Below are 20,096 nucleotides of genomic sequence, written 5' to 3'. Positions count from 1 at the left end.
GGGTCTGCGGCCGTCAGGCGCCGACCGAGGAACGGGACGCGGCCGACGGGTCCCCGTTCGGCGACTCTCCGCCCGTGGGGGCGCCGCCCGGGAACTTCCCGCCGGGGGGCTGTTCCCCGGTGGCCCCGGACAACCGGGAGCGTGGCCGTCCGTAGCGGGCGTAGACCAGCGCTCCGATCACCAGGAAGACCGCGAACTGGACCCAGGTGATCAGCGGCAGTCCGGACATCAGATACAGGCTCAGCGCCACACCCAGCAGCGGAGACCAGGGGGAGAACGGCACCCGGAAGCTGCGCCGCAGCCCGGGCTGCGAGCGGCGCAGCGCCAGGACGCACACGTTCACCACCGCCATGATCGCCAGGGTGCCGATCACCGTCATGTCGAGCACGACGTCCAGCGGCACCACGGCGGCGGGGACGGCGAAGACGACGGCGACGATCCAGGTGTTGGCGACCGGGGTCGAGGTCCTGGGCGAGACCCGTGCGAACACCCGCGGCACCAGCCCGTCCCGGGACATCGACAGCAGGATCCGGGTCTGTCCGTACATCACCGCCAGCACCACCGAGGCGATGGCCACCACCGCGCCCAGCGCGATCACGGTCGAGCCGAAGGCCGAGCCCGTGGCGTGGTCGACGATCAGCGAGAGCGCGGCGGGCTTGCCGCCCACCTGCTCCCAGGGCATCGCGCCGATGGCCGCGACCGACACCAGGCAGTAGAGCAGCGCCACGCAGCCGATGGTCACCAGGATCGCCAGCGGGATGTTCCGGCGGGGGTTCCTGACCTCCTCACCGGCCGTGGAGATGGCGTCGAACCCGATGAAGGAGAAGAAGGCCAGCGAGGCGCCCGCTCCGATGCCGCCCAGGCCCTCGGGCGCGAACGGTGAGAGGTTCCCGGCGTCGTAGGCGGTGAAGGCGATGGCGCAGAAGAGCACCAGGATGCCGACCTTGATGACCGCCATCGCGGCCGTGGCCCGGGCGCTCTCCCGCACGCCGCGCACCAGCAGCACGGCGGCGAGCAGCATCACGACCACCGCCGGTACGTTGACGACGCCGCCGTGCCCGGGGGCGTCGGCGAGGGCGGCCGGGATGCGCACACCCACGGTGTTCTCCAGCAACTCGTTGAGGTACTGCCCCCAGCCGATCGCGACGGCGGAGACCGAGACGCCGTACTCCAGCAGCAGGCACCAGCCCACCAGGAACGCCGCACGTTCCCCGAGTGCGGCGTAGGCGTAGGAGTAGGAGCTGCCCGAGACCGGGATGGCGCTGCCCAGCTCGGCGAACGAGAAGGCGGTGAAGACGCAGGTCAGCGCGGCCAGGACGAACGAGACGAGGACGGCGGGACCGGCCTCGGCGACGGTGTCGGACAGGCCGACGAAGATGCCGGTGCCGACGATCGCGCCCACACCGAAGCACACGAGCTGGAACGGGCCGAGGGTGCGCTTGAGGCCGTGCCCCTCCAGGTCGGCGCCGGATTCGGCGACCAGCAGATCGGGGGACTTCAGACGCGGGCCGGTGCGGGGCATGGGACTTCCAGGATGGTGCGGGGGTGTGCACGGGGTGGGTGCACAGGCGGGACGTGCGCAGGGATGCCTGGCACGGGGACACAAGGGAAGGGTCCGGGCGGGTGCCCGAACCCTTCGAGGTGTCCTCCATCGTAAGTGCCTCGGCTGCATGATCCCGCGGATATCCGTATGACTATGCGCACAGCCGCACAGCCGCACAGCCGCACAACTCGCGCCGAGCACGGGTGAGCGGCCGGCCTCAGCCCAGCGTGGCCACCAGTACCGCCTTGATCGTGTGCAGCCGGTTCTCGGCCTGGTCGAAGACGACCGAGTACGCCGACTCGAACACCTCGTCGGTGACCTCCAACGAGGTCAGCCCGTGCTGCTCGTGGATCTCCCGGGCCACCGCCGTGCCCAGGTCGTGGAAGGCCGGCAGGCAGTGCAGGAAGCGCACCTCGGGGTTCCCGGTCGCCCGCAGGACGTCCATGGTCACCGCGTAGGGCTTCAGGAGTGCGATCCGCTCGGCCCACACCTGCTGCGGCTCGCCCATGGAGACCCAGACGTCGGTGGTGACGAAGTCGGCGCCGGCGACGCCCTCGGCCACGTCCTCGGTCAGGGTGATCCGCGCGCCGGTGCGCTCGGCGACCGCACGGGCCTGGGCGACCACCGGCTCCTCGGGCCACAGCGGGCGCGGGGCCACGATCCGCACGTCCATCCCCAGCAGTGCCCCGGTGACCAGGTAGGAGTTGCCCATGTTGTTGCGCGCGTCGCCCAGGTACGCGTACGCGAGTTCCGCCGGCGGCCGGCCGGGCGCGCCGGGTGCGTGCTCGGTCATGGTGAGCACGTCGGCGAGCATCTGGGTGGGGTGCCACGCGTCGGTGAGCCCGTTGAAGACCGGCACCCCGGCGTGCGCGGCCAGCTCCTCGACCTTGGTCTGCCCGCTGCCGCGGTACTGGATCCCGTCGAACATCCGCCCGAGCACGCGCGCGGTGTCCTTTATGGACTCCTTCACGCCCAGGTGTGAGCCGGCCGGATCCAGATAGGTGGTGTGCGCCCCCTGGTCGGCGGCGGCGACCTCGAAGGCGCAGCGCGTGCGCGTGGAGGACTTCTCGAAGAGCAGCGCGATGTTCCGGCCCCGCAGTCGCGGCTGTTCGGTACCCTCCCGCTTCGCCGCCTTCAGCTCGGCGGCCAGGGAGACCAGATCGCCGAACTCCTCCGGCGTGAAGTCCAGCTCCTTGAGGAAGTGGCGGCCGGTGAGATCTGCTGCCATGGGGGCTCCTAGGTGCGCGCGTGCAGTGCTGTCCGCAATTATATACGGCGCACCGAATTCCTATACGACCGGGTCCCGCTCCACCGGGCAGCTCATACAGCGCGGCCCGCCGCGCCCCCGCCCCAGCTCGCCCCCGGGGATCTCCACCACCTCGACCCCCTGCCGCCGCAGGTGCGTATTGGTCGTCACGTTCCGGTCATAGGCCACTACGACACCCGGCTCGACGGCCAGCACGTTGCAGCCGTCGTCCCACTGCTCCCGCTCGGCGGAGTGCACGTCCTGCGACGCGGTCAGCACCCGGATCCGGTCCAGCCCCAGCGCCGCCGCGACGGCCCGGTGCATGTGCTCCGGGGAGTGGTCGGAGACCTTCAGCTCCTGGTCCCCGGACCCCGGCTCGATCGTGTACGAGCGCAGCATGCCCAGCCCCTCGTACTGGGTGAAGGTCTCCCCGTCGACCATCGTCAGCACCGTGTCCAGGTGCATGAAGGCCCGGCGCTTGGGCATGTCCAGTGCGACGATCGACCGGGCCGAGCCCTGCGCGAACAGTCCGTGTGCCAGCGTCTCCACGGCCTGCGGAGTGGTCCGCTCACTCATCCCGACCAGCACCGCGCCGTTGCCCAGGACCAGCACGTCGCCGCCCTCGATGGTGGCCGGGTACGCCGACTGGCCACCCGCCCAGGTGTGGAAACCGCCGCCGGAACCGCCGTCCGCGGCGGCCGCGAACAGCGGATGGTGCCGGTAGACGGCCTCGAAGTGGACGGTCTCGCGCTGCCGCGCCGGCCAGCGCATCGCGTTGATGCACACCCCGTCGTAGACCCACGCCGAGGTGTCCCGGGTGAAAATGTGGTTGGGCAGCGGGGCCAGCAGGAAGTCGTCCTCGTCCATCACGTGGAAGCGCACCGACGCCGGTTCGGCGCAGCGCTCCAGATACTCCCGCTTGGTCATGCCCCCGATCAACGCCTCGGCCAGCTCGGCCGTCGGCAGCCGGTCGAAGGAGTCCCGCAGATGGCCGGTGGCCAGCAGCCCGTACTCCTTCTCGTCGAAGACCCGGTCCAGGACCAGCGCGCGGGCGGCGGGGACGTCGAGCGCCTCCGCCAGCAGATCCCCGAACAGGTGCACCTCGACGCCGAGTTCGCGCAGCGTACCGGCGAACGCGTCGTGCTCCTCCAGCGCCCGGCGCACCCACAGCACGTCGTCGAAGAGGAGGTCGTCCTTGTTGGTGGGGGTGAGCCGCTTCAGTTCGAGCCCCGGCCGGTGCACGATGACGCGGCGCAGCCGCCCGGTCTCGGAGTCGACATGGAATCCCATGCGCTCATCCTGACGGAGCGCCCCGCGCACCGCGAGGAGTCGACAGGCCCCGCCGCCGCACGCGCCCCGCCCGATTCAGCCGTCCTGCCGCAGGAGCCGCCCCACCGCGGCGATGTCCCGCGGCCCCACCCGGCAGCAGCCGCCGACCAGCCGGGCCCCGCGCGCCACCCACCCCGGAACCCGCCCAGCCGCGAACGACGGCGACCCCGTCCACCGGGCCCGTGCCGCGTCCCAGCCCTCGCCGCTGTTCGGATAGGCGACCAGCGGCACCCCCGGACACGCCCGCGCCGCCGCCTCCAGCGCCCCGTCCACCTCCTCGGACGCGCAGCAGTTCACACCGACCGCGAGCACCTGCGGATTGCCCGCGGCGGGCCCGAAAGCCTCCGCCAGCGGCTGCCCCGCACGGGTGCGCCCGCCCGCCACCGTGCAGCTCAGCCACACCGGCAGCCCGCAGTCCGCCGCGGCCCGCAGCAGCGCCTCGGCCTCCACCGCGTCGGGCACCGTCTCCAGCGCGAGGACGTCCGGGTCGGCCGCCGCCACGGCTTGGATCCGCGGCCGGTGGAAGTCGGCCAGCTCCGCGACGCTCAGCCCGTACCGGCCCCGGTACTCGCTGCCGTCCGCGAGCACCGCCCCGTAGGGGCCGACCGACGCCGCGACCCACACCTGCTCCTCCGTCGCGTCCCGCGCCGCCGCCCGCGCCAGCTCCACACTGCGCCGGAACAGCGCCGCGGCCTGCGCCGCATCCCACCCCCGGCGCGCGAAGCCCTCGAACGACGCCTGGTAGCCGGCGGTGATCAGTACCCGCGCCCCCGCCCGGACGTACGCCGCGTGTGCGGCCTCGACCTCCCCGGGCGCCTCGGCCAGCAGGCGGGCCGACCACAGCTCGTCTCCGAGGTCGTTGCCCTGCCCCGCCAACTGGTCGGCGAGACCGCCGTCCAACAGTACGGCGCCTCGGTCGAGCGCCCGGGCGAGTGGGGACGCGGGATGCGGGGTCACGACAGCTTGGCCTGCACCTGGTCCGCGATCAGTGCCAGGTGGTCCAGGTCGCCCAGGTCGAGGATCTGGAGGTAGACGCGGGAGCTGCCCAGCTCGCCGAACCGGCCGATCCGGTCCACGACCTCCTCCGGTGTGCCCGCCAGTCCGTTCTCCTTCAGCTCGGACACCTCGCGGCCGATCGCCGCCGCGCGGCGGGCCACCTCCGCGTCGTCCCGGCCCACGCAGGCCACCAGTGCGTTGGAGTACACCAGCTCAGCGGCGTCGCGGCCGCGCTCCCGGGCGGCGGCCCGCACCCGGTCGAACTGCCGCTCGGTGTCCGCGAGGGAGCCGAAGGGCACGTTGAACTCGTCCGCGTAGCGCGCCGCCAGCCGCGGCGTGCGGGTGGCCCCGAAGCCGCCCACCAGGACCGGGATGTGCTCCTGGCGCGGCTTGGGCAGCGCGGGGGAGTCGGTGAGCTGGTAGTAGGTGCCCTGGTGGCTGAACGTCTCACCCGCCGGGGTCTCCCACAGCCCGGTGATGATCGCGAGCTGCTCCTCCAGCCGGCCGAACTTCTCCTTGGGGAAGGGGATGCCGTAGGCCGTGTGCTCCGCCTCGAACCACCCCGCGCCCAGGCCGAAGTCGACGCGGCCGCCGGACATGGCGTCCACCTGGGCCACCTGGATCGCCAGCGGACCCGGCAGCCGGAAGGTCCCGGCGGTCATGAGCGTGCCCAGCCGGATGCGGCTGGTCTCCCGGGCGAGCCCGGCCAGGGTGATCCAGGCGTCGGTGGGCCCGGGGAGTCCATCGGAGTCGCCCATGGCCAGATAGTGGTCGGAGCGGTAGAACGCGTCGAAGCCGAGGTCTTCGGTGGCCTTCGCGACCTTCAGCAGTGTGTCGTAGTCGGCCCCCTGCTGGGGCTCGGTGAAGATTCGCAGTCGCATGCCCCCATACTGCCTGGTCGCACGGCGGTCCGGGGCGCGGGCACCGGCCCGGGCCGCCCGCCACGTCCCGGAGGGAACGCGGCATCTCCCGGACGCCCCGGAGCCCGCCGCATGACCGCGCCGGGTGACCGCGGCCGCAGCTACACGGTGCTGGGCATGGCCTGCGGCCACTGCGCCGATACCGTCACCGCGGAGCTGGGCCGGCTCCCGGGGGTGACCGAGGTGGTGGTCGACGTCGAGCACGACACCGTCACCCTCCTCGGCGGCGCACTTCCCGGTCTCGCGGCCGTCCGCGAGGCGGTGGACGAGGCGGGCTACGAACTCGTCACCGGCTGCGGGGAGTAGTGCCGCGCGGTCGCCGTGCGGTCAGGCCAGGCTGCCGCGTTCCCGCATGGCCAGGGTGCGGAGGATCGCGGCGATCCGGTCGCCCGACTCGTCGGCCGCGTCGATGGCTTCCATGCACTGCCAGTACAGCGCCTCCTCCTCCGCCGTGACCGCGACGCCGACCAGGGCGACCCCCGCCTCGGCCAGGAGTGCACCCAGGTCGTCCAGTGTGCGCCGGGGGTCGTCGATCTCCGAGAGCTGGGCGGCGCGCACCGCTCCGGCCCGCATGGCCTGGTTCCTGGAGCTGTTGGCCCTGCCGCCCACCTCGCTCAGTCCCAGCGCCTCGGACCGGACCGCCGGGGGGCCGCTGACCGCGAGATGGCTGCCGACCGCCGCCGCGAGCGCCTGCGCCTGCCATGCCTCGGCGAGAGTGTCGGACACATCCGCGCTGAGCGCGAGGGCCTGGCGTGTGGCGGCGATGAGCCGGCCTGCGTCCATCTGCCTACCCCTCACTGGTCGTCACCCAGCGTGACTGAAATGGGTCAGCTCCGCCGAGAGGTTTCGGAATTCTCTGGATAAAAGGCTCGTGTGACGAAGTTCTTCACTCCATAGAGTGACCGGTTCCGGGCTCCGGGAAACGCGTTTCGTTCCTCTCGATCTTCGCTTCCAGTGCCGCGAGGGGGTCGACCCCCACCACGTGGCAGAACTGCAGCAGATACGCGAGGACATCCGCGACCTCGTCCTCGACCCGCGCGGCACCCTCGGTATCCGCCATCACCCGCGCCGACTGCTCCGGAGTCAACCACTGGAAGATCTCGACCAGTTCGGCCGCCTCCACGCTCAGTGCCGCCGCCAGGTTCTTGGGGGTGTGGTACTGCCCCCAGTCCCGCGCCTCGGCGAACCGGGCGAGTCGTCGTTGGAGTTCCGCGACCGTGCGGACAGCCTCCTGGCCGCTGCCGGCCCCGCCCGGGCCGCCGGTAGGTGCCACGTCTGCTTCGTCGTGCTCTGCGTTCACCCCCCAAGGTCTACCAGCAGCGGCCCGCCGCTCAGCGCCGCCTCCCGGGCCAGCGCACCGCCGGCCGTACTCGTCGCCAGCAGCCGCACATGGCCGCGCTCCGCCATCCGCCGGGCGAGTGCGAGCAGTTCGGCCGCCTGCCGCCCGTCCAGCCCCCGGTCCGCGCCGTCCGCCAGCACCGTGAGCGCCTGCCGCGCGGCCGGGACCTCGTGCACGGTGTCCACCGACAGCACCCCGGGCCCGGTCAGCAGGACCAGTGCCAGCGCCGTGAACCGCAACTCACCCTCGCCCAGCCACTCCAGAGGCGTGTCCGGCCCGCCGTCGTCCCGCACCAGCACGCCGCGCACCAACTCCGACTCCGGACCGCGGCCGCGCCCGGCCGGGTCCGCGCGCAGCCCGGCGACCGGCCCGGCACAGCCTTCCCGCACCGCCGCCAGCAGGGCCGCGTGCCGGGTACCGCACTCCGTCCGGGTGCGCCGCAGGACGTCCGCGAGGTTGCCGCAGTCGCCGCGCAGCCTTCCGTCCCGGGCCGCGACCGGCTGCCGCATCCGCGCGGGCACCGGCGCGCAGGCGAAGGCCGAGCGCAGCGCGACCACGACCTGTTCTACCGCCTCCAGCAGCACCTGCTCCTCCGGCGTCGTCCCGGCGACCCGCAGCGGCAGCAGCGGCAGGGTCAGCCGGTCGTCGGGCATCCGCAGTGTCCGCGGCGCCCCCGCCGCCGGACAGGTGGCCGCCACTGCGCGCCGTGTCGGGTCCCGCAGCGCCGTGGAGAGCAGCGTCCCGCCGCGGCTGTCGGACAACCGTTCGCCCACCACGCGCAGTTCGGGCTCCGCCTGTACGGCGACGTCGAAGCGCAGCGGTCCGGACGGGCCCGCCACGGTGCAGCCGAGCCGGAAGCCGCGCCGCCCCTGGCGGTCGGGTCGCGCGGTCCGCGGTACGTAGGGCGAGTGCCCGGCGGAGTGCGGGGCCGGTGTGTCGAAGACCTCGTCCAGCGGGCTGCCCTGGCCGAGTCGGGCCAGGGCCTCGTAGGCCTCCAGGACGGTGGACTTGCCGGTGCCGCTGGGCCCCGTCAGTACGGTGACGGGCCCCAGCGGAACGGTGCGGGTGCGCAACGCGCGGAAGGCGGACAGGTGCAGGGCGCTGACGGCAGGTGCCCGCGCCGCCCGGTTTGGCCCGTCGGCGGAGCCGTTCGCGGGGGTACGGGGAAGGCCCGCGGTGCCGCCGGGCCCGCCGGGGTCGCCGACGGGGTGGCCGGAGTCGTCCGCGGGACCGTCGGTGCCGTCCGCACGGCTGTCCAGGGTGGCGGCAGTTCCGCCGCCGTGCTCTGCCGCTCGCATGTCGGGGACCGTATGCACGCCCCCGCGAGGCGAACCGTTCCCGCACCTGCGCGCTCCCCCGATCGGATGACAGGCGACGGCGGAGAGCGCTGCGGCGGCCATGGGTTCCGGCCCCCGGGTCCGCCCTGTCTATCGCGCACTCGTGACGGCAGTCAGATTCCAGTGATACGTTCGACGCGGTGGCCGGCCCGCCCGAACTGGCGGCGGGCCGACGGTTTGCCGACGGAGCGACGGAGGCCGCGCGATGAGCCCGTTCACCGGATCTGCGCAGCGCACCGAGGAGTGGCGGCATCTGCGGGTCGCCGAGGAGAAGGGCGTCACCACCGTGACGCTCGACCGGCCGGAGAAGCTGAACGCACTCACCTTCGAGGCGTACGCCGACCTCCGCGACCTGCTCGCCGAACTGTCGCACCGCGACCGCACCCGGGCCCTGGTACTGGCCGGCGAGGGGCGCGGCTTCTGCTCGGGCGGCGACGTGGACGAGATCATCGGCGCCACACTGCGGATGGACACCGCCCGACTGCTGGAGTTCAACCGGATGACCGGCCAGGTCGTCCGCGCCCTGCGGGAGGCGCCGTTCCCTGTCGTGGCGGCCCTGCACGGGGTGGCGGCGGGCGCGGGCGCGGTACTCGCGCTCGCGGCGGACTTCCGGGTGGCCGACCCCACCGCGCGGTTCGCCTTCCTCTTCACCCGCGTCGGCCTCTCCGGCGGCGACATGGGCGCTGCCTATCTGCTGCCCCGGGTGGTCGGGCTCGGCCACGCCACCCGCATCCTGATGCTGGGGGAGCCGGTACGGGCACCGGAGGCGGAACGGATCGGGCTGCTCAGCCAGTTGGTCGAGGAAGGCGAGGCAGGGGCGGCCGCGGACGCCCTGGCCCGGCGGCTCGCGGACGGCCCCGCGCTCGCCCACGCGCAGACCAAGGCGCTGCTCACCGCCGAGCTGGACCTCCCGCTGTCCGGCGCCGTCGAACTGGACGCCGCCACCCAGGCACTGCTGATGCACGGCGAGGACTACCAGGAGTTCCACGCGGCCTTCACCGAGAAGCGCCCGCCGTCCTGGCGGGGCCGGTGAGCAGGCCGTGACCGCGGCGCACCCGGCGCCACCTCCGGGAAGGCGGGCGCTGCGCGTGGCCGTCATCGGCGGCGGTCCGGGCGGACTGTACGCCGCGCTGCTGCTCAAGCGGCTCGACCCGGCGCGCGAGGTCACCGTCTACGAACGCGACGCCCCGGGCGAGACGTTCGGCTTCGGCGTCGTCCTCTCCGACGAGACCGTCGGCGGGATCGAGAACGCCGACCCGGAGGTCTTCGCCACCCTGGGCGAACATCTCGTGCGGTGGGACGCGATCGAGGTCGTCCACCGCGGCCGGACCCTCACCTCCGGCGGGCACGGCTTCGCGGCACTCGGCCGCCGCACGCTCCTGTCGGTGCTGCACGAGCGGTGCCGCGGGCTCGGCGTGGTGCTGCGCTTCCGCACCCAGGCGCCCCCGGCCGCCCAACTGGCCCGCGACCACGACCTGGTCGTCGCCGCCGACGGGGTGCACAGTGCCACCCGGGCCGCGCACGCCGACGTCTTCCGGCCCGCGCTGACCACCCACCGCTGCCGGTACATCTGGCTGTCCGCCGACTTCGCGCCGGACGCCTTCCGCTTCGAGATCGCCGAGACCCCGCACGGCATCCTCCAGCTCCACGCCTACCCCTATGCGCCGGACCGCTCGACCGCCGTGGTCGAGGCCCGCGAGGAGGTGTGGCGGGCGGCGGGGCTGGACCGGCTGGACGAGCGCGCCGCGGCCGACCGGTGCGCCGCGCTGTTCCCCGGGACGCTGCGCGGGCGGACGCTGCACGGCAACCGCTCGCGGTGGACCGCCTTCCGCACCGTCGTCAACGAGCACTGGTCGCACGGGAACATCGTGCTGCTCGGCGACGCCGCGCACACGGCGCACTTCTCCATCGGCTCGGGCACCAAACTCGCCGTCGAGGACGCCCTGGCGCTCGCGGCCTGTCTGCACGAGGAGCCCGACCTCCCCGCCGCGCTGGCCGCCTACGAGGCCGAGCGCAAGCCGGTCGTGCGCTCCACCCAGCGCGCCGCGCACGCCAGTCTGACCTGGTTCGAGGAGCTGGCCGACCATGTCGCGCAGCCCCCGCACCGGTTCGCCTTCAACCTGCTGACCCGCAGCCGCCGTGTCACCCACGCCAACCTGCGGCTGCGCGACCCCGCCTTCGTCGCCGCGACGGAACGGGAGGCGGGGATCCCGCCGGGTACTCCGCCCATGTTCACCCCCTTCCGGCTGCGCGGACTGGAACTGCGCAACCGCGTCGTCGTCTCCCCGATGGACATGTACAGGTCCGAGCACGGCGTGCCCGGCGACTTCCACCTCGTCCACCTGGGCGCGCGGGCCCTGGGCGGAGCCGGGCTGACCATGACCGAAATGGTGTGCGTCTCGGAATCGGGCCGCATCACGCCGGGCTGCGCGGGGCTGTGGAACGACGAACAGGAGGCGGCCTGGCGGCGGATCGCCGCCTTCGTGCACGGCCAGTCCCCGACCGCCGCGCTCGGTCTGCAACTCGGCCACTCCGGGCGCAAGGGCTCCACCAGACGCATGTGGGAGGGCATCGACGAACCGCTGCCCGAGGGCAACTGGCCGCTGGTCGCCGCCTCCCCGCTGCCCTACCGGCCCGGCGCCAACCAGACCCCGCAGGAGCTGACCCCCGCCGGGATGGCCGCCATCCGGGAGGAGTTCACCGCCGCGGCACGACGCGGAGCCCGCGCGGGCTTCGACCTGCTGGAGCTGCACTGCGCACACGGCTACCTGCTCTCCGGCTTCCTCTCCCCGCTGACCAACCGGCGCACCGACGGCTACGGCGGCCCGCTGGCGGCGCGGCTGCGCTACCCGCTGGAGGTCTTCGACGCGGTGCGCGAGGTCTGGCCCGCCGAACGCCCCATGACGGTGCGGATATCCGCCACCGACTGGGCGCCGGGCGGGACCACGGGAGAGGACGCGGTCCGGATCGCGGCCGCCTTCGCCGAGCACGGCGCGGACGCCATCGACGTTTCCACCGGACAGGTCGTCGCCGACGAGCGCCCCGCGCTGGGCCGCTCCTATCAGACCCCGTTCGCCGACCGCATCCGCAACCGGCTGGGCATCCCGGTCATCGCCGTCGGTGCCGTCTCCTCCTGGGACGACGTCAACTCCCTGCTCCTCGCCGGGCGCGCGGACCTGTGCGCGCTGGCCCGGCCGCATCTGTACGACCCGCACTGGACGCTGCACGCGGCGGCCGAGCAGGAGTACGAGGGGCCGGGCGCACCGTGGCCCGAGCCGTACCGGGCCGGCAGCCGCAGGCCCCCCACCGGCCGCACCGATGCGCCGAAGCCCCGCCTGTCGCTGTAGCCCCTGCCACTACATTCTGCGCGGTATGTAGTAATCCCCAGGCCCCGCCGGCCCGTACGGGTCTAGGCTGAGCGGTCCGTTCGCGATCCCCCGCCTCTGGGGAAGGTGCCTCCGGGGCGCGGACGGGCGAGCCGGCGCGCACGCCCGCCGAAGCCGGAAAGGGGAGGAATGTGCCCGCTCTGAACCAGGCCGAACTGGTGCTGGTGCACGATCCGCTGGCCGGAGACCTCTTCTGGCAACCCGTCGCCGGGGCGCTGCGGGTACGGGGCCGCACGGTGAGCGTTCCCTCGCTGACCGCGGCCTTCGACGCCGCGGGACCCTACTACCCCGAACTGCTCGACGCCGTGGCCCGCCAGCTCGCCGCGCCGGGCAGCGGCACCGGCGCCCCCGTCGTCCTGGCCGGGCACAGCGCCGCAGGTGCCCTGCTGCCCGCGCTCCGCGAACTGCTCACCGGCAGGCACCGCCGGCCGCGCACCGTGGCCGGCACGGTCTACGTGGACGCGCCGTGGCCGCTCCCGGGGCGGAGCGGGCTGGCAGCCCTCCCGCCGGAGCAGGCCGCACGGCTGCGCGAGCTGGCCGAGGACGGTGTGCTGCCGCCCTGGGACATCTGCTTCGCCGAGCAGGACCTGATCGACGCGGTACCCGATCCGGCGCTGCGCGAACGGTTCCGCGCCGGCCTCCCGCGGCTGCCGCTCGCCTACTTCCAGGAGCCCGCCCCGGCCGCCGTCCCGGACCCGGACCCCGCCCGGACGGCCTATCTGCGACTCAGTCCCCGCTACGAGGAGACCGCGATGCGGGTGGAGGCCCTCGGGCACCGGGTGCTGCGGCGCACCGCGCACCATCTGAGCCCGCTCACCGACCCGGAGGCCACCGCCGACGCGCTGGAGAAACTCGCCCTGCGCTTCGCCGTCCGCTCCGCCTGACGGGCCCCACGCGCCGCCGTACGCTGGAAGTATGTACGCACGGAGGCGGCGGCGGTACTTCACGCTGATGGCCATCTGCCTGGTGCTGTTCATCAGCGCCTGGGCCTTCGTACGGCTGTGGTCGGTGCCGGCCGCCGTCGCCATGTGCGCCGTCGCCATGGTCCTCCCGCCGCTCGCCGCCATCGTGGGCAACCGCCGGGAGCCCGACGACCGCTGGTGGGACGAGCCGGCCGAGGGCGACCCGCCGCCCGACGACCGGTGGACCGGCGAGACCGGAGACGACCGCGGCCCGTGGGACGACGGAGGCCGCTGAGCCCGCGGTCCGCAGCCCCGGGCGCATCCCGGTGCGGCCCCGGCCGCTGCTCACCGTCCCCGGCGGCACCCCGGCGCGCCCCGGCACCTCAGCGGCCCGGCGTCTCCGCGTACACCTCGCGCACATACCCGTACCCCGCGTCACGCAGCTTCGCGTGCAGCCCGGCGAACACCTTCGCCGACCGCTCACCCGGCCACCGCGCGGGCAGCAGCGCCGACGGCAGGCCCGGATCGGCGTACGGGAGCCGCCGCCAGGCGTCCAACGCGAGCAGATAGTCCCGGTAAGCGGCCTCAGCGGGCACCCGGCTGCGGCGCTCCCAGCGGCGCAGCACCGGCTCGTGCACGGCGAGGAACGCGCGGTGGCCCTCCGCCATGGCCTCCAGGTCCCACCACCGGGCCACCGCTTCGGCGGTCGGCGCGAAACCGGTGTGGCTGCCCCGGAACAGGTCCACGTACGGCGCCAGTTCCAGCCGCTCCAGCGAGTGCCGGGTCTCGGCCTCCAGGTGCCCGGGCGCGATCCACACACCCGGTGCGGCGGTGCCGAAGCCGAGGCGGGCCAGCCGGGAGCGCAGCACGTGCCGTCGGTCGCGTTCGCTCTCCGGGACGGAGAAGACGGCCAGCAGCCAACTGCCGTCCGGTTCGGGGCGGTGGTAGATGCGGTGGTCGCCGTCGGCGAGGAGCTGCGCGGCAGCGGGCGAGGGGCGGTATCCGGCCGCTCTGCTGCCGGGTCTGTCGGCGGCCAGCAGTCCGCGCCGCTTCAGCCGGGAGACCGCCGAGCGGACCGACGGCGCGTCGACGCCGAGGGTGCCCAGCAGCCGGATCAGCGCTGCGACCGGTACGGCGCCCCCGCCTTCCGGCTCGCGCCCGTAGGCGCCGTAGAAGGAGAGGACGAGGGAGCCGGGCGAGGGCTTGCGGAGCGAGCCGCGCGGGGAGTGCGCTGCCTCGTCGAGCTGCGGAAACACGTTCTGGACCACGCCGTCACTCTAGGCCCGGCCGGTGCCGGGCCCCTCCGGCGGACCGGCGTTCCGCAGCCGGAAGCGCTGCAGCTTGCCGGTGGGAGTGCGGGGCAGCTCGGAGGTGAAGACGAACCGGCGCGGGCACTTGTAAGCGGCCAGCTCCGCACGGACGTGCGCCGCCAGCCGCTCCGCCGTCCCGTCATCCGGTGTGCCGCCCGCGGCGAGCACGACGTGCGCGACGGCCAGTTGCCCGCGCTGCTCGTCCGGGCAGCCGACCACGGCGACCTCGCTCACCTCCGGGTGGCGCAGCAGCACCTCCTCGACCTCGGGGCCCGAGATGTTGCTGCCGGCGGAAATGATCATGTCGTCGGCGCGTGCCACGAACCGGAAGTAGCCCTCCGCGTCCCGTACGTAGGTGTCCCCGGTGATGTTCCACCCCTCGCGCACGTAGCCGCGCTGCCGCTCGTCGGCCAGGTAGCGGCAGCCGACCGGCCCGCGGACCGCCAGCAGCCCCGGGGTGCCGTCCGGCACCGGTACCAACGCCCCCTGCGCGTCGGCCGTCACGATGCGCGCCTGGAACCCCGGGACCGGAACTCCCGTGCGGCCGGGCCGGATCGCGTCGTCGGCGGCGGAGAGGAAGATGTGCAGCAGTTCCGTCGCCCCGATCCCGTCGATGATCCGCAACCCGGTCCGCTCGCGCCACGCCTCCCAGGTGGCGGCGGGCAGATGCTCGCCCGCGGAGACGCAGCGGCGCAGCGACGACAGGTCACAGGCACCGGCCTCGCCGGGGCGCTCGGCCGCCAGCCGCGCCAGCATCGCCCGGTAGGCCGTCGGCGCCGTGAACAGCACCGAGACCCGGTGCGCCGCGATCGCCTCCGGGGTGCGGGCCGCACCGCCCCACTGGTCCAGCAGCGACGAGGCACCCACCCGCAGGGGGAAGATCACCAGTCCGCCCAGCCCGAAGGTGAAGCCCAGCGGCGGCGTTCCGGCGAACACGTCGTCGGCGTGCGGGCGCAGCACCCGCGCGGCGAAGGTGTCCGCGACGGCCAGGACGTCCCGGTGGAAGTGCGCGCAGCCCTTCGGGCGGCCGGTGGTCCCGGAGGTGAAGGCGATCAGCGCCACGTCGTCGGCCGCTGTGGGCACCGCCTCGAACCGGTCCGGCCGGGTGGCGGCCATCCGCAGCACATCGTCCGGGCCACCGCCACCGAACAGGCCGCTGCGCAGCCCGCGCACCTCTGCCTTGACCAGTTCGTCCGCCGACCGCACGTCGCACAGCGCGTGCGAGACCCGCGCCAGCCGGCAGACGGTCGCCAACTCGCCCGCCCGGTGGGCGGCCAGGACCGTCACCGCCACGGCCCCCGCCTTCATCACCGCCAGCCAGCAGGCGGCCAGCTCCGGACTGGTCGGGCCGCGCAGCAGCACCCGGTTGCCGGGCACCACGCCCAGGTCCCGGGTGAGGACGTGCGCGAGCCGGTCGACGGTGGCCCGCAGTTCGCCGTACGACCACGTGCGCCGGGGTGCCGGTGCCAGGCCGGGGTCCGCGCCGGGAGCGGGGGGCAGTCCGCCGGTGTGGAAGGCGGGCCGGTCGGCGCCCAGCCGCTCGATGGTCCCGTCCAGCAGTTCGGCACCGCAGTTGAGCCGCGCGGGGTAGGCCGGGGCCGGGTCGTCCAGCAGCAGGACGGGCCACTGGTCGCGCGGCGGCAGATGGTCCCGGGCGAAGGTGTCGACGTGCGCGGACGGAGTCGGATCCATCACCGGGCTACCCCCTCGCGGGCGGTCCTCCGAACTCGGCCGGCGGCCCGCGACCGCCGGCGGCGCCGGTCCGGCGCGTGGCGTCGAGCGTAACGTGTTGGTGACGGCAGTCAATGGTCCGCGATAGACAGGGAGTCGGTGACAGTACCGGAACCGGTCCGCGCGGAACCCCGCACCGGGCCACGGCCGAGGGGAGCCGCCATGACCACCGCCTTCGCACTCACTCCGCAGCAGCGCGCCTGGTGCGCCCGCCTGCGCACGCTCGGAGAACAGCTCGCCCCACTCGCCGCCCGCTGCGAAAAGGGGCGCGTCGACCGTCCGCTCCTTCAGGAACTGGGCACACTGGGACTGCTCGCCCGCGCCGTTCCCGCCGCACCTCCGTGGCGCCGCGTCAGCGCGCTCGACCTGTGCCTGCTGCGCGAGTCGCTGGCCTACTCCTGCCCGCAGGCCGAGACCGCCCTCGCCCTCCAGGGGCTGGGCGCGGGACCCGTCGCCGACGCCGGAACCGCCGGACAGCGAGCCCGCTGGCTGCCGGCCGTCGCCGAAGGGCGGGCCGTGGCGGCCTTCGCGCTGAGCGAGCCCGGCGCGGGCAGCGACGCGGCAGCACTGGCACTGCACGCGGAACCGGACGGCGGCAACCGCGCCGACGACCCGGCCGGCAGCCCGGAGGGCTGGCGGCTGACCGGCACCAAGACCTGGATCTCCAACGCACCCTGGGCCGACTTCTACACGGTCTTCGCCCGCACCGGCGAGGCCCCCGGAGCCCGCGGCGTGACCGCGTTCCTCGTCCCCGCCGACCGGCCCGGACTGCACGGCGAACCCCTGGACATGCTCGCCCCGCACGCCCTGGGCACCCTCACCTTCGACGCCGTCCCCGTCACCCGGGCCGACCTCCTGGGCGCGCCGGGCGGCGGATTCCGCGTCGCCATGCGCACCCTCAACCTGTTCCGGCCCAGCGTCGGCGCCTTTGCCATCGGCATGGCCCAGGCCGCGCTGGACGCCTCACTCGAACACGCCGACGGCCGCACCGCGTTCGGCGGCACCCTGCGCGACCTCCAGTCCGTCTCGCACCGGCTGGCGGAGATGGCGACCCGGACCGAGGCGGCGCGGCTGCTGGTGTACGCCGCCGCCTGCGCCTACGACGCCGGCGACGGCGAAGGCGCGGACCTGGCGCGCCGCTCCGCCATGGCCAAGCTGCTGGCGACCGAGACCGCGCAGGACGTGGTGGACGCGGCCGTCCAGATCCACGGAGCCGCCGCCCTCCAGCGGGGCCACCTGCTCGAACACCTCTACCGCGAGGTACGGGCGCCGCGCATCTACGAGGGCGCCAGCGAGGTCCAGCGCTCCCTGATCGCCAAGGAATTGTACCGGGAGCGCTCCGCGGACCCGGACGTGACCACGGACGGGGCCGGTGCGGGGGAGGGGTCTGCTTCCGGTGGGGGGATGGCCGCCCGGGACGATCCGCCGGGGGCGGCCGCCGGCCGGGCCGCGGACGAGGCGGGGGAGGACCGGCTGTGAACCCCGAATCCGCCGACGGCAGCGCACTGCACCGGGTCAACCCCGCGGAACTCGCCCCGCCGAGCGGCTTCTCGCACGCCGTGACGGCCACCGGTTCGCGGCTGGTGTTCCTGGCGGGCCAGACGGCACTGGACAGCGCGGGCCACGTCGCCGCGCACACCCTCCCCGACCAGTTCCGCACCGCGCTGGGCAACCTGCTGGCGGCCCTGGCCGCGTGCGGCGGCACCCCGGCGGACCTGGCCCGCGTCACCGTCTACACCACGGACGTTCCCGAGTACCGCGCGCACGCAGCCGAACTGGGGCGGATCTGGCGGGAGTTGGCCGGACGCGACTATCCCGCGATGGCGGTCATCGGCGCGGTACGGCTGTGGGACGAGGAGGCCCGGATCGAACTGGACGGTTTCGCGGTGCTGCCCTGACCCGGGGGTGCTGCCCTGACCCTGGAGACGCGAGGTCGCGGGACGGCCGGGTCGTGGGGCGGGGTCAGCCGCCCGGCCCGGTCTGCTCCCGGCTCTCCGGCCCGGCCTGCTGCCCGCCGCGCTGTCGGTGCCGGTGCGCGGCGACCCGGGTGCGGGTGGCGCACGGGCGGGAACAGTAGCGGCGCGGTGCACCGGGCCCGCCGCCCAGGTAGAGCCGCCGGCAGCCCGGTGCCGCGCACTCGCCCCAGGCGGTGCCGCCCTGCTCGCTCAGCAGCCGGGCCAGCGCCAGCGCCGCCGCCGCCGTGAACCAGTCCGCCCAGTTCGCGTCGTCACCCCGGTCGACGTGCAGATGCCAGGCGTGGCCGTCGTGCCTGCTCAGCCGGGGGCGGGCCGCGCAGCGCTCCAGCAGCGCGTTGAGCGCCTCGGCCGCACGGTCGGTACCGGTCTCGGCCAGTACCCGCTCCGTCAGCTCCACCACCGCGCGGCGCAGTGCGCCCGCTTCGGCGTGCGTCAGGCTGCGCAGCTCCTCCTCCGACTCGCCGTGCCGCCGCCGCAGGAGGGCCGCCATCGCGTCGCGGGGGAGCGCGGGATCCTCCCGTACCGCGTTCGCGAGGTCGATCAGCCGCTCACCGGGCCGGAATCCGTCCCGCGACTCGCCATGCTCCTTCATGTAACGCATTATACGGTGAAGCCGTTACTTGGCGATCGGTTCGGCATACGGCGCCGACAGACCTCCGGGACCACCGGACGCGCCGTGCGAGGCCCTGTGCCACAGGCCGCCCGCACCGGGGGAGGGGAGCAGCAGCGTTGCTGAGGACGTATCTGGCCACGGCCTTCCTGGCGCGATTCGCCGACGAAGGGGTCGGCGTCGCGCTTGCTCTGCTGGCCGCGGAGCGGACGGGCCGCCCGGCGCTGGGCGGATTCGTCCTCGCGGCCTGGCTGGCCCCGCACGCGCTGGCCGCCCCGCTCGTCGGCGCACTGGCCGAACGGACCCGCGCTCCGCGCCTGCTGCACGGGTGCGCACTCGCCCTCCTCGGCACGGCGCTCGCCCTGCTGGCACTGACGACAGGCCGGACACCACTGCCGCTCACCCTCGCCGTCGCCCTCGCCGGAGGCAGCGCCGGCCCGCTCGTCACCGGCGGCCTCTCCAGCCTCCTCGCCGAGACGCGCGGGCAGCGCGCAGGCACCGAGGGCGGCGACGGCAGCCGGGGCCGTACGACCCCGGGCAGTCCCGGCGACGGCGACCGCACCGGCGGAGCCGAAGACCCGACCGGAGGCCGCACCAGCCGCGTCCGCGACCGCAGTTACGCGTACGACGCAGCCACCTACAACGCCGCAGCCGTCACCGCACCGGCTGCCGTCGCCGCCACGGCCGCCCTGTCCTCAGCGGCCCTGGCCACGGTGCTGCTCGCGATCTCGGCGGGCTGCGCGGCCCTCCTGTGCGCAACGCTGCGGCTGCGCGCGGCCGACCGGCCACCCCTCCCGGCCCACCGGTTCCGGACCCGCGAACTCGGCACCGGCTTCCGCGTCCTGTGGCGCATTCCGCAACTCGCCACCCTCACCCTCGCGACCTGCGTAGCCTTCCTCGGCGCCGGTGCGCTCCCCGTCACCGCCGTGCTGCTCGCCCAGGCCCGGGGTGCGTCCGGCGGCGGCGGACTGCTGATGACGGCGTTCGCCGTCGGAGGGCTCGCCGGGTCCCTCGTGGCGGCACGATGGCCCGGCGCGCCCCGCCCGGCCCGCTCGGCGCGCCTCGGACTGCTGGTGACGGCCGCCGGGCTGGCAGGCGCCGCCCTCACCCCGTCCCTCGCGTGGACGGCCGTGCTGTTCCTGTGCGCGGGACTGGGCGAGGGCCCGCTGCTGTCCGCCACGTTGCGCCTCCGCGCCGTCCACGCCCCTGAAGGAACCCGCGCCCAGGTCTTCACACTCGGCGCGGGGCTCAAGCTGACCGCGGGTGCTGCCGGGACCGCGCTTGCCGGTGCCCTCGCACCGCTGCCGCCCCCGTCCCTGCTCCTACTGATCGCGGCGCTCCAACTGGCCGCCGCCGCACTCTTGCGCGGCCTGTGCCACAGTCGGCCGACGCCACTGGCACGAGGAACCGTTGACGCGGGATCACCCGAGTGGTGACGTGGCGCCCGACAGCGCGACGGGCAGGGACGGAT

At 74.5% G+C, this 20,096-nt stretch carries 19 protein-coding genes; 8 read left to right on the top strand and 11 right to left on the bottom strand.

The window, feature by feature from the left end; all coding sequences use genetic code 11:
* Positions 1–13: 13 nt before the first annotated feature.
* From P2424_RS21415 to P2424_RS21395, 5 genes are all read right to left on the bottom strand, one after another.
* Positions 14–1,522, bottom strand: coding sequence for an amino acid permease (locus P2424_RS21415; RefSeq protein ID WP_276477372.1), 1,509 nt, complete (start codon positions 1,520–1,522; stop codon positions 14–16).
* 238 nt (positions 1,523–1,760) lie between these two features.
* Complete coding sequence (gene argF / locus P2424_RS21410; protein ID WP_276477371.1) at positions 1,761–2,771, bottom strand: ornithine carbamoyltransferase; 1,011 nt, start codon at positions 2,769–2,771, stop codon at positions 1,761–1,763.
* A 60-nt stretch (positions 2,772–2,831) separates the two neighbouring features.
* Positions 2,832–4,079, bottom strand: a complete 1,248-nt coding sequence (locus P2424_RS21405) for an arginine deiminase (RefSeq protein ID WP_276477370.1) — start codon at positions 4,077–4,079, stop codon at positions 2,832–2,834.
* Between the two features lie 75 nt (positions 4,080–4,154).
* Complete coding sequence (mmuM, locus tag P2424_RS21400) at positions 4,155–5,075, bottom strand: homocysteine S-methyltransferase (RefSeq protein WP_276477369.1); 921 nt, start codon at positions 5,073–5,075, stop codon at positions 4,155–4,157.
* Positions 5,072–5,995: an LLM class F420-dependent oxidoreductase gene (locus P2424_RS21395; RefSeq protein WP_276477368.1), complete on the bottom strand. Its 924-nt coding sequence runs from the start codon at positions 5,993–5,995 to the stop codon at positions 5,072–5,074. The genes mmuM and P2424_RS21395 overlap by 4 nt, the downstream gene beginning before the upstream one ends.
* Before the next feature lie 111 nt (positions 5,996–6,106).
* On the opposite strand from P2424_RS21395, the gene P2424_RS21390 reads away from it, so the two are divergent.
* Entirely contained in the window at positions 6,107–6,340 is a 234-nt protein-coding gene (locus P2424_RS21390; protein WP_276477367.1) for a heavy-metal-associated domain-containing protein, read from the top strand.
* 21 nt (positions 6,341–6,361) lie between these two features.
* Here the strand turns inward: P2424_RS21390 and P2424_RS21385 are convergent, their stop codons facing one another.
* The 3 genes from P2424_RS21385 to P2424_RS21375 form a co-directional block, all read right to left on the bottom strand.
* Positions 6,362–6,817 (bottom strand): DUF6099 family protein, encoded by a 456-nt coding sequence (locus P2424_RS21385; protein ID WP_276477366.1) that lies wholly within the window; start codon positions 6,815–6,817, stop codon positions 6,362–6,364.
* Positions 6,818–6,920: 103 nt separating this feature from the next.
* Positions 6,921–7,307, bottom strand: a complete 387-nt coding sequence (locus P2424_RS21380) for a nucleotide pyrophosphohydrolase (RefSeq protein WP_276479064.1) — start codon at positions 7,305–7,307, stop codon at positions 6,921–6,923.
* Between the two features lie 23 nt (positions 7,308–7,330).
* A complete protein-coding gene (locus P2424_RS21375; protein WP_276477365.1) occupies positions 7,331–8,671 on the bottom strand; it encodes an ATP-binding protein in 1,341 nt (446 codons plus the stop codon).
* 244 nt (positions 8,672–8,915) lie between these two features.
* Between P2424_RS21375 and P2424_RS21370 the strand changes: the two genes are divergently transcribed.
* From P2424_RS21370 to P2424_RS21355, 4 genes are all read left to right on the top strand, one after another.
* A complete protein-coding gene (locus tag P2424_RS21370; RefSeq protein ID WP_276477364.1) occupies positions 8,916–9,743 on the top strand; it encodes an enoyl-CoA hydratase family protein in 828 nt (275 codons plus the stop codon).
* Between the two features lie 7 nt (positions 9,744–9,750).
* On the top strand, positions 9,751–12,057 hold the full coding sequence (locus tag P2424_RS21365) for a bifunctional salicylyl-CoA 5-hydroxylase/oxidoreductase (RefSeq protein WP_276477363.1): 2,307 nt from the start codon (positions 9,751–9,753) through the stop codon (positions 12,055–12,057).
* Between the two features lie 170 nt (positions 12,058–12,227).
* Positions 12,228–12,980 (top strand): hypothetical protein, encoded by a 753-nt coding sequence (locus tag P2424_RS21360; RefSeq protein ID WP_276477362.1) that lies wholly within the window; start codon positions 12,228–12,230, stop codon positions 12,978–12,980.
* A gap of 31 nt (positions 12,981–13,011) precedes the next feature.
* A complete protein-coding gene (locus P2424_RS21355; protein ID WP_276477361.1) occupies positions 13,012–13,293 on the top strand; it encodes a DUF3099 domain-containing protein in 282 nt (93 codons plus the stop codon).
* A gap of 88 nt (positions 13,294–13,381) precedes the next feature.
* Here the strand turns inward: P2424_RS21355 and P2424_RS21350 are convergent, their stop codons facing one another.
* Together P2424_RS21350 and P2424_RS21345 are read right to left on the bottom strand one after the other, a co-directional pair.
* The gene (locus tag P2424_RS21350) at positions 13,382–14,266 is read right to left on the bottom strand and encodes a PaaX family transcriptional regulator C-terminal domain-containing protein (protein WP_276477360.1); all 885 of its coding nucleotides are present in this window, start codon (positions 14,264–14,266) and stop codon (positions 13,382–13,384) included.
* A 9-nt stretch (positions 14,267–14,275) separates the two neighbouring features.
* Positions 14,276–16,000, bottom strand: a complete 1,725-nt coding sequence (locus P2424_RS21345; protein ID WP_276477359.1) for an AMP-binding protein — start codon at positions 15,998–16,000, stop codon at positions 14,276–14,278.
* Positions 16,001–16,201: 201 nt separating this feature from the next.
* On the opposite strand from P2424_RS21345, the gene P2424_RS21340 reads away from it, so the two are divergent.
* On the top strand, positions 16,202–17,518 hold the full coding sequence (locus tag P2424_RS21340; protein ID WP_276477358.1) for an acyl-CoA dehydrogenase family protein: 1,317 nt from the start codon (positions 16,202–16,204) through the stop codon (positions 17,516–17,518).
* The gene (locus P2424_RS21335) at positions 17,515–17,937 is read left to right on the top strand and encodes a Rid family hydrolase (protein WP_276477357.1); all 423 of its coding nucleotides are present in this window, start codon (positions 17,515–17,517) and stop codon (positions 17,935–17,937) included. Before P2424_RS21340 ends, P2424_RS21335 begins: the two co-directional genes overlap by 4 nt.
* Before the next feature lie 64 nt (positions 17,938–18,001).
* On the opposite strand, the gene P2424_RS21330 is transcribed toward P2424_RS21335, so the two are convergent.
* A complete protein-coding gene (locus P2424_RS21330; RefSeq protein WP_276477356.1) occupies positions 18,002–18,607 on the bottom strand; it encodes a CGNR zinc finger domain-containing protein in 606 nt (201 codons plus the stop codon).
* Between the two features lie 137 nt (positions 18,608–18,744).
* Between P2424_RS21330 and P2424_RS21325 the strand changes: the two genes are divergently transcribed.
* The gene (locus P2424_RS21325) at positions 18,745–20,061 is read left to right on the top strand and encodes an MFS transporter (protein WP_276477355.1); all 1,317 of its coding nucleotides are present in this window, start codon (positions 18,745–18,747) and stop codon (positions 20,059–20,061) included.
* The last annotated feature ends 35 nt before the right edge of the window (positions 20,062–20,096 follow it).

Source organism: Streptomyces sp. WMMB303, from assembly GCF_029351045.1.
GTDB lineage: Bacteria > Actinomycetota > Actinomycetes > Streptomycetales > Streptomycetaceae > Streptomyces.
Note: the sequence above shows the minus strand (reverse complement) of the source record. Positions and strands in the feature narration are given on the sequence as shown.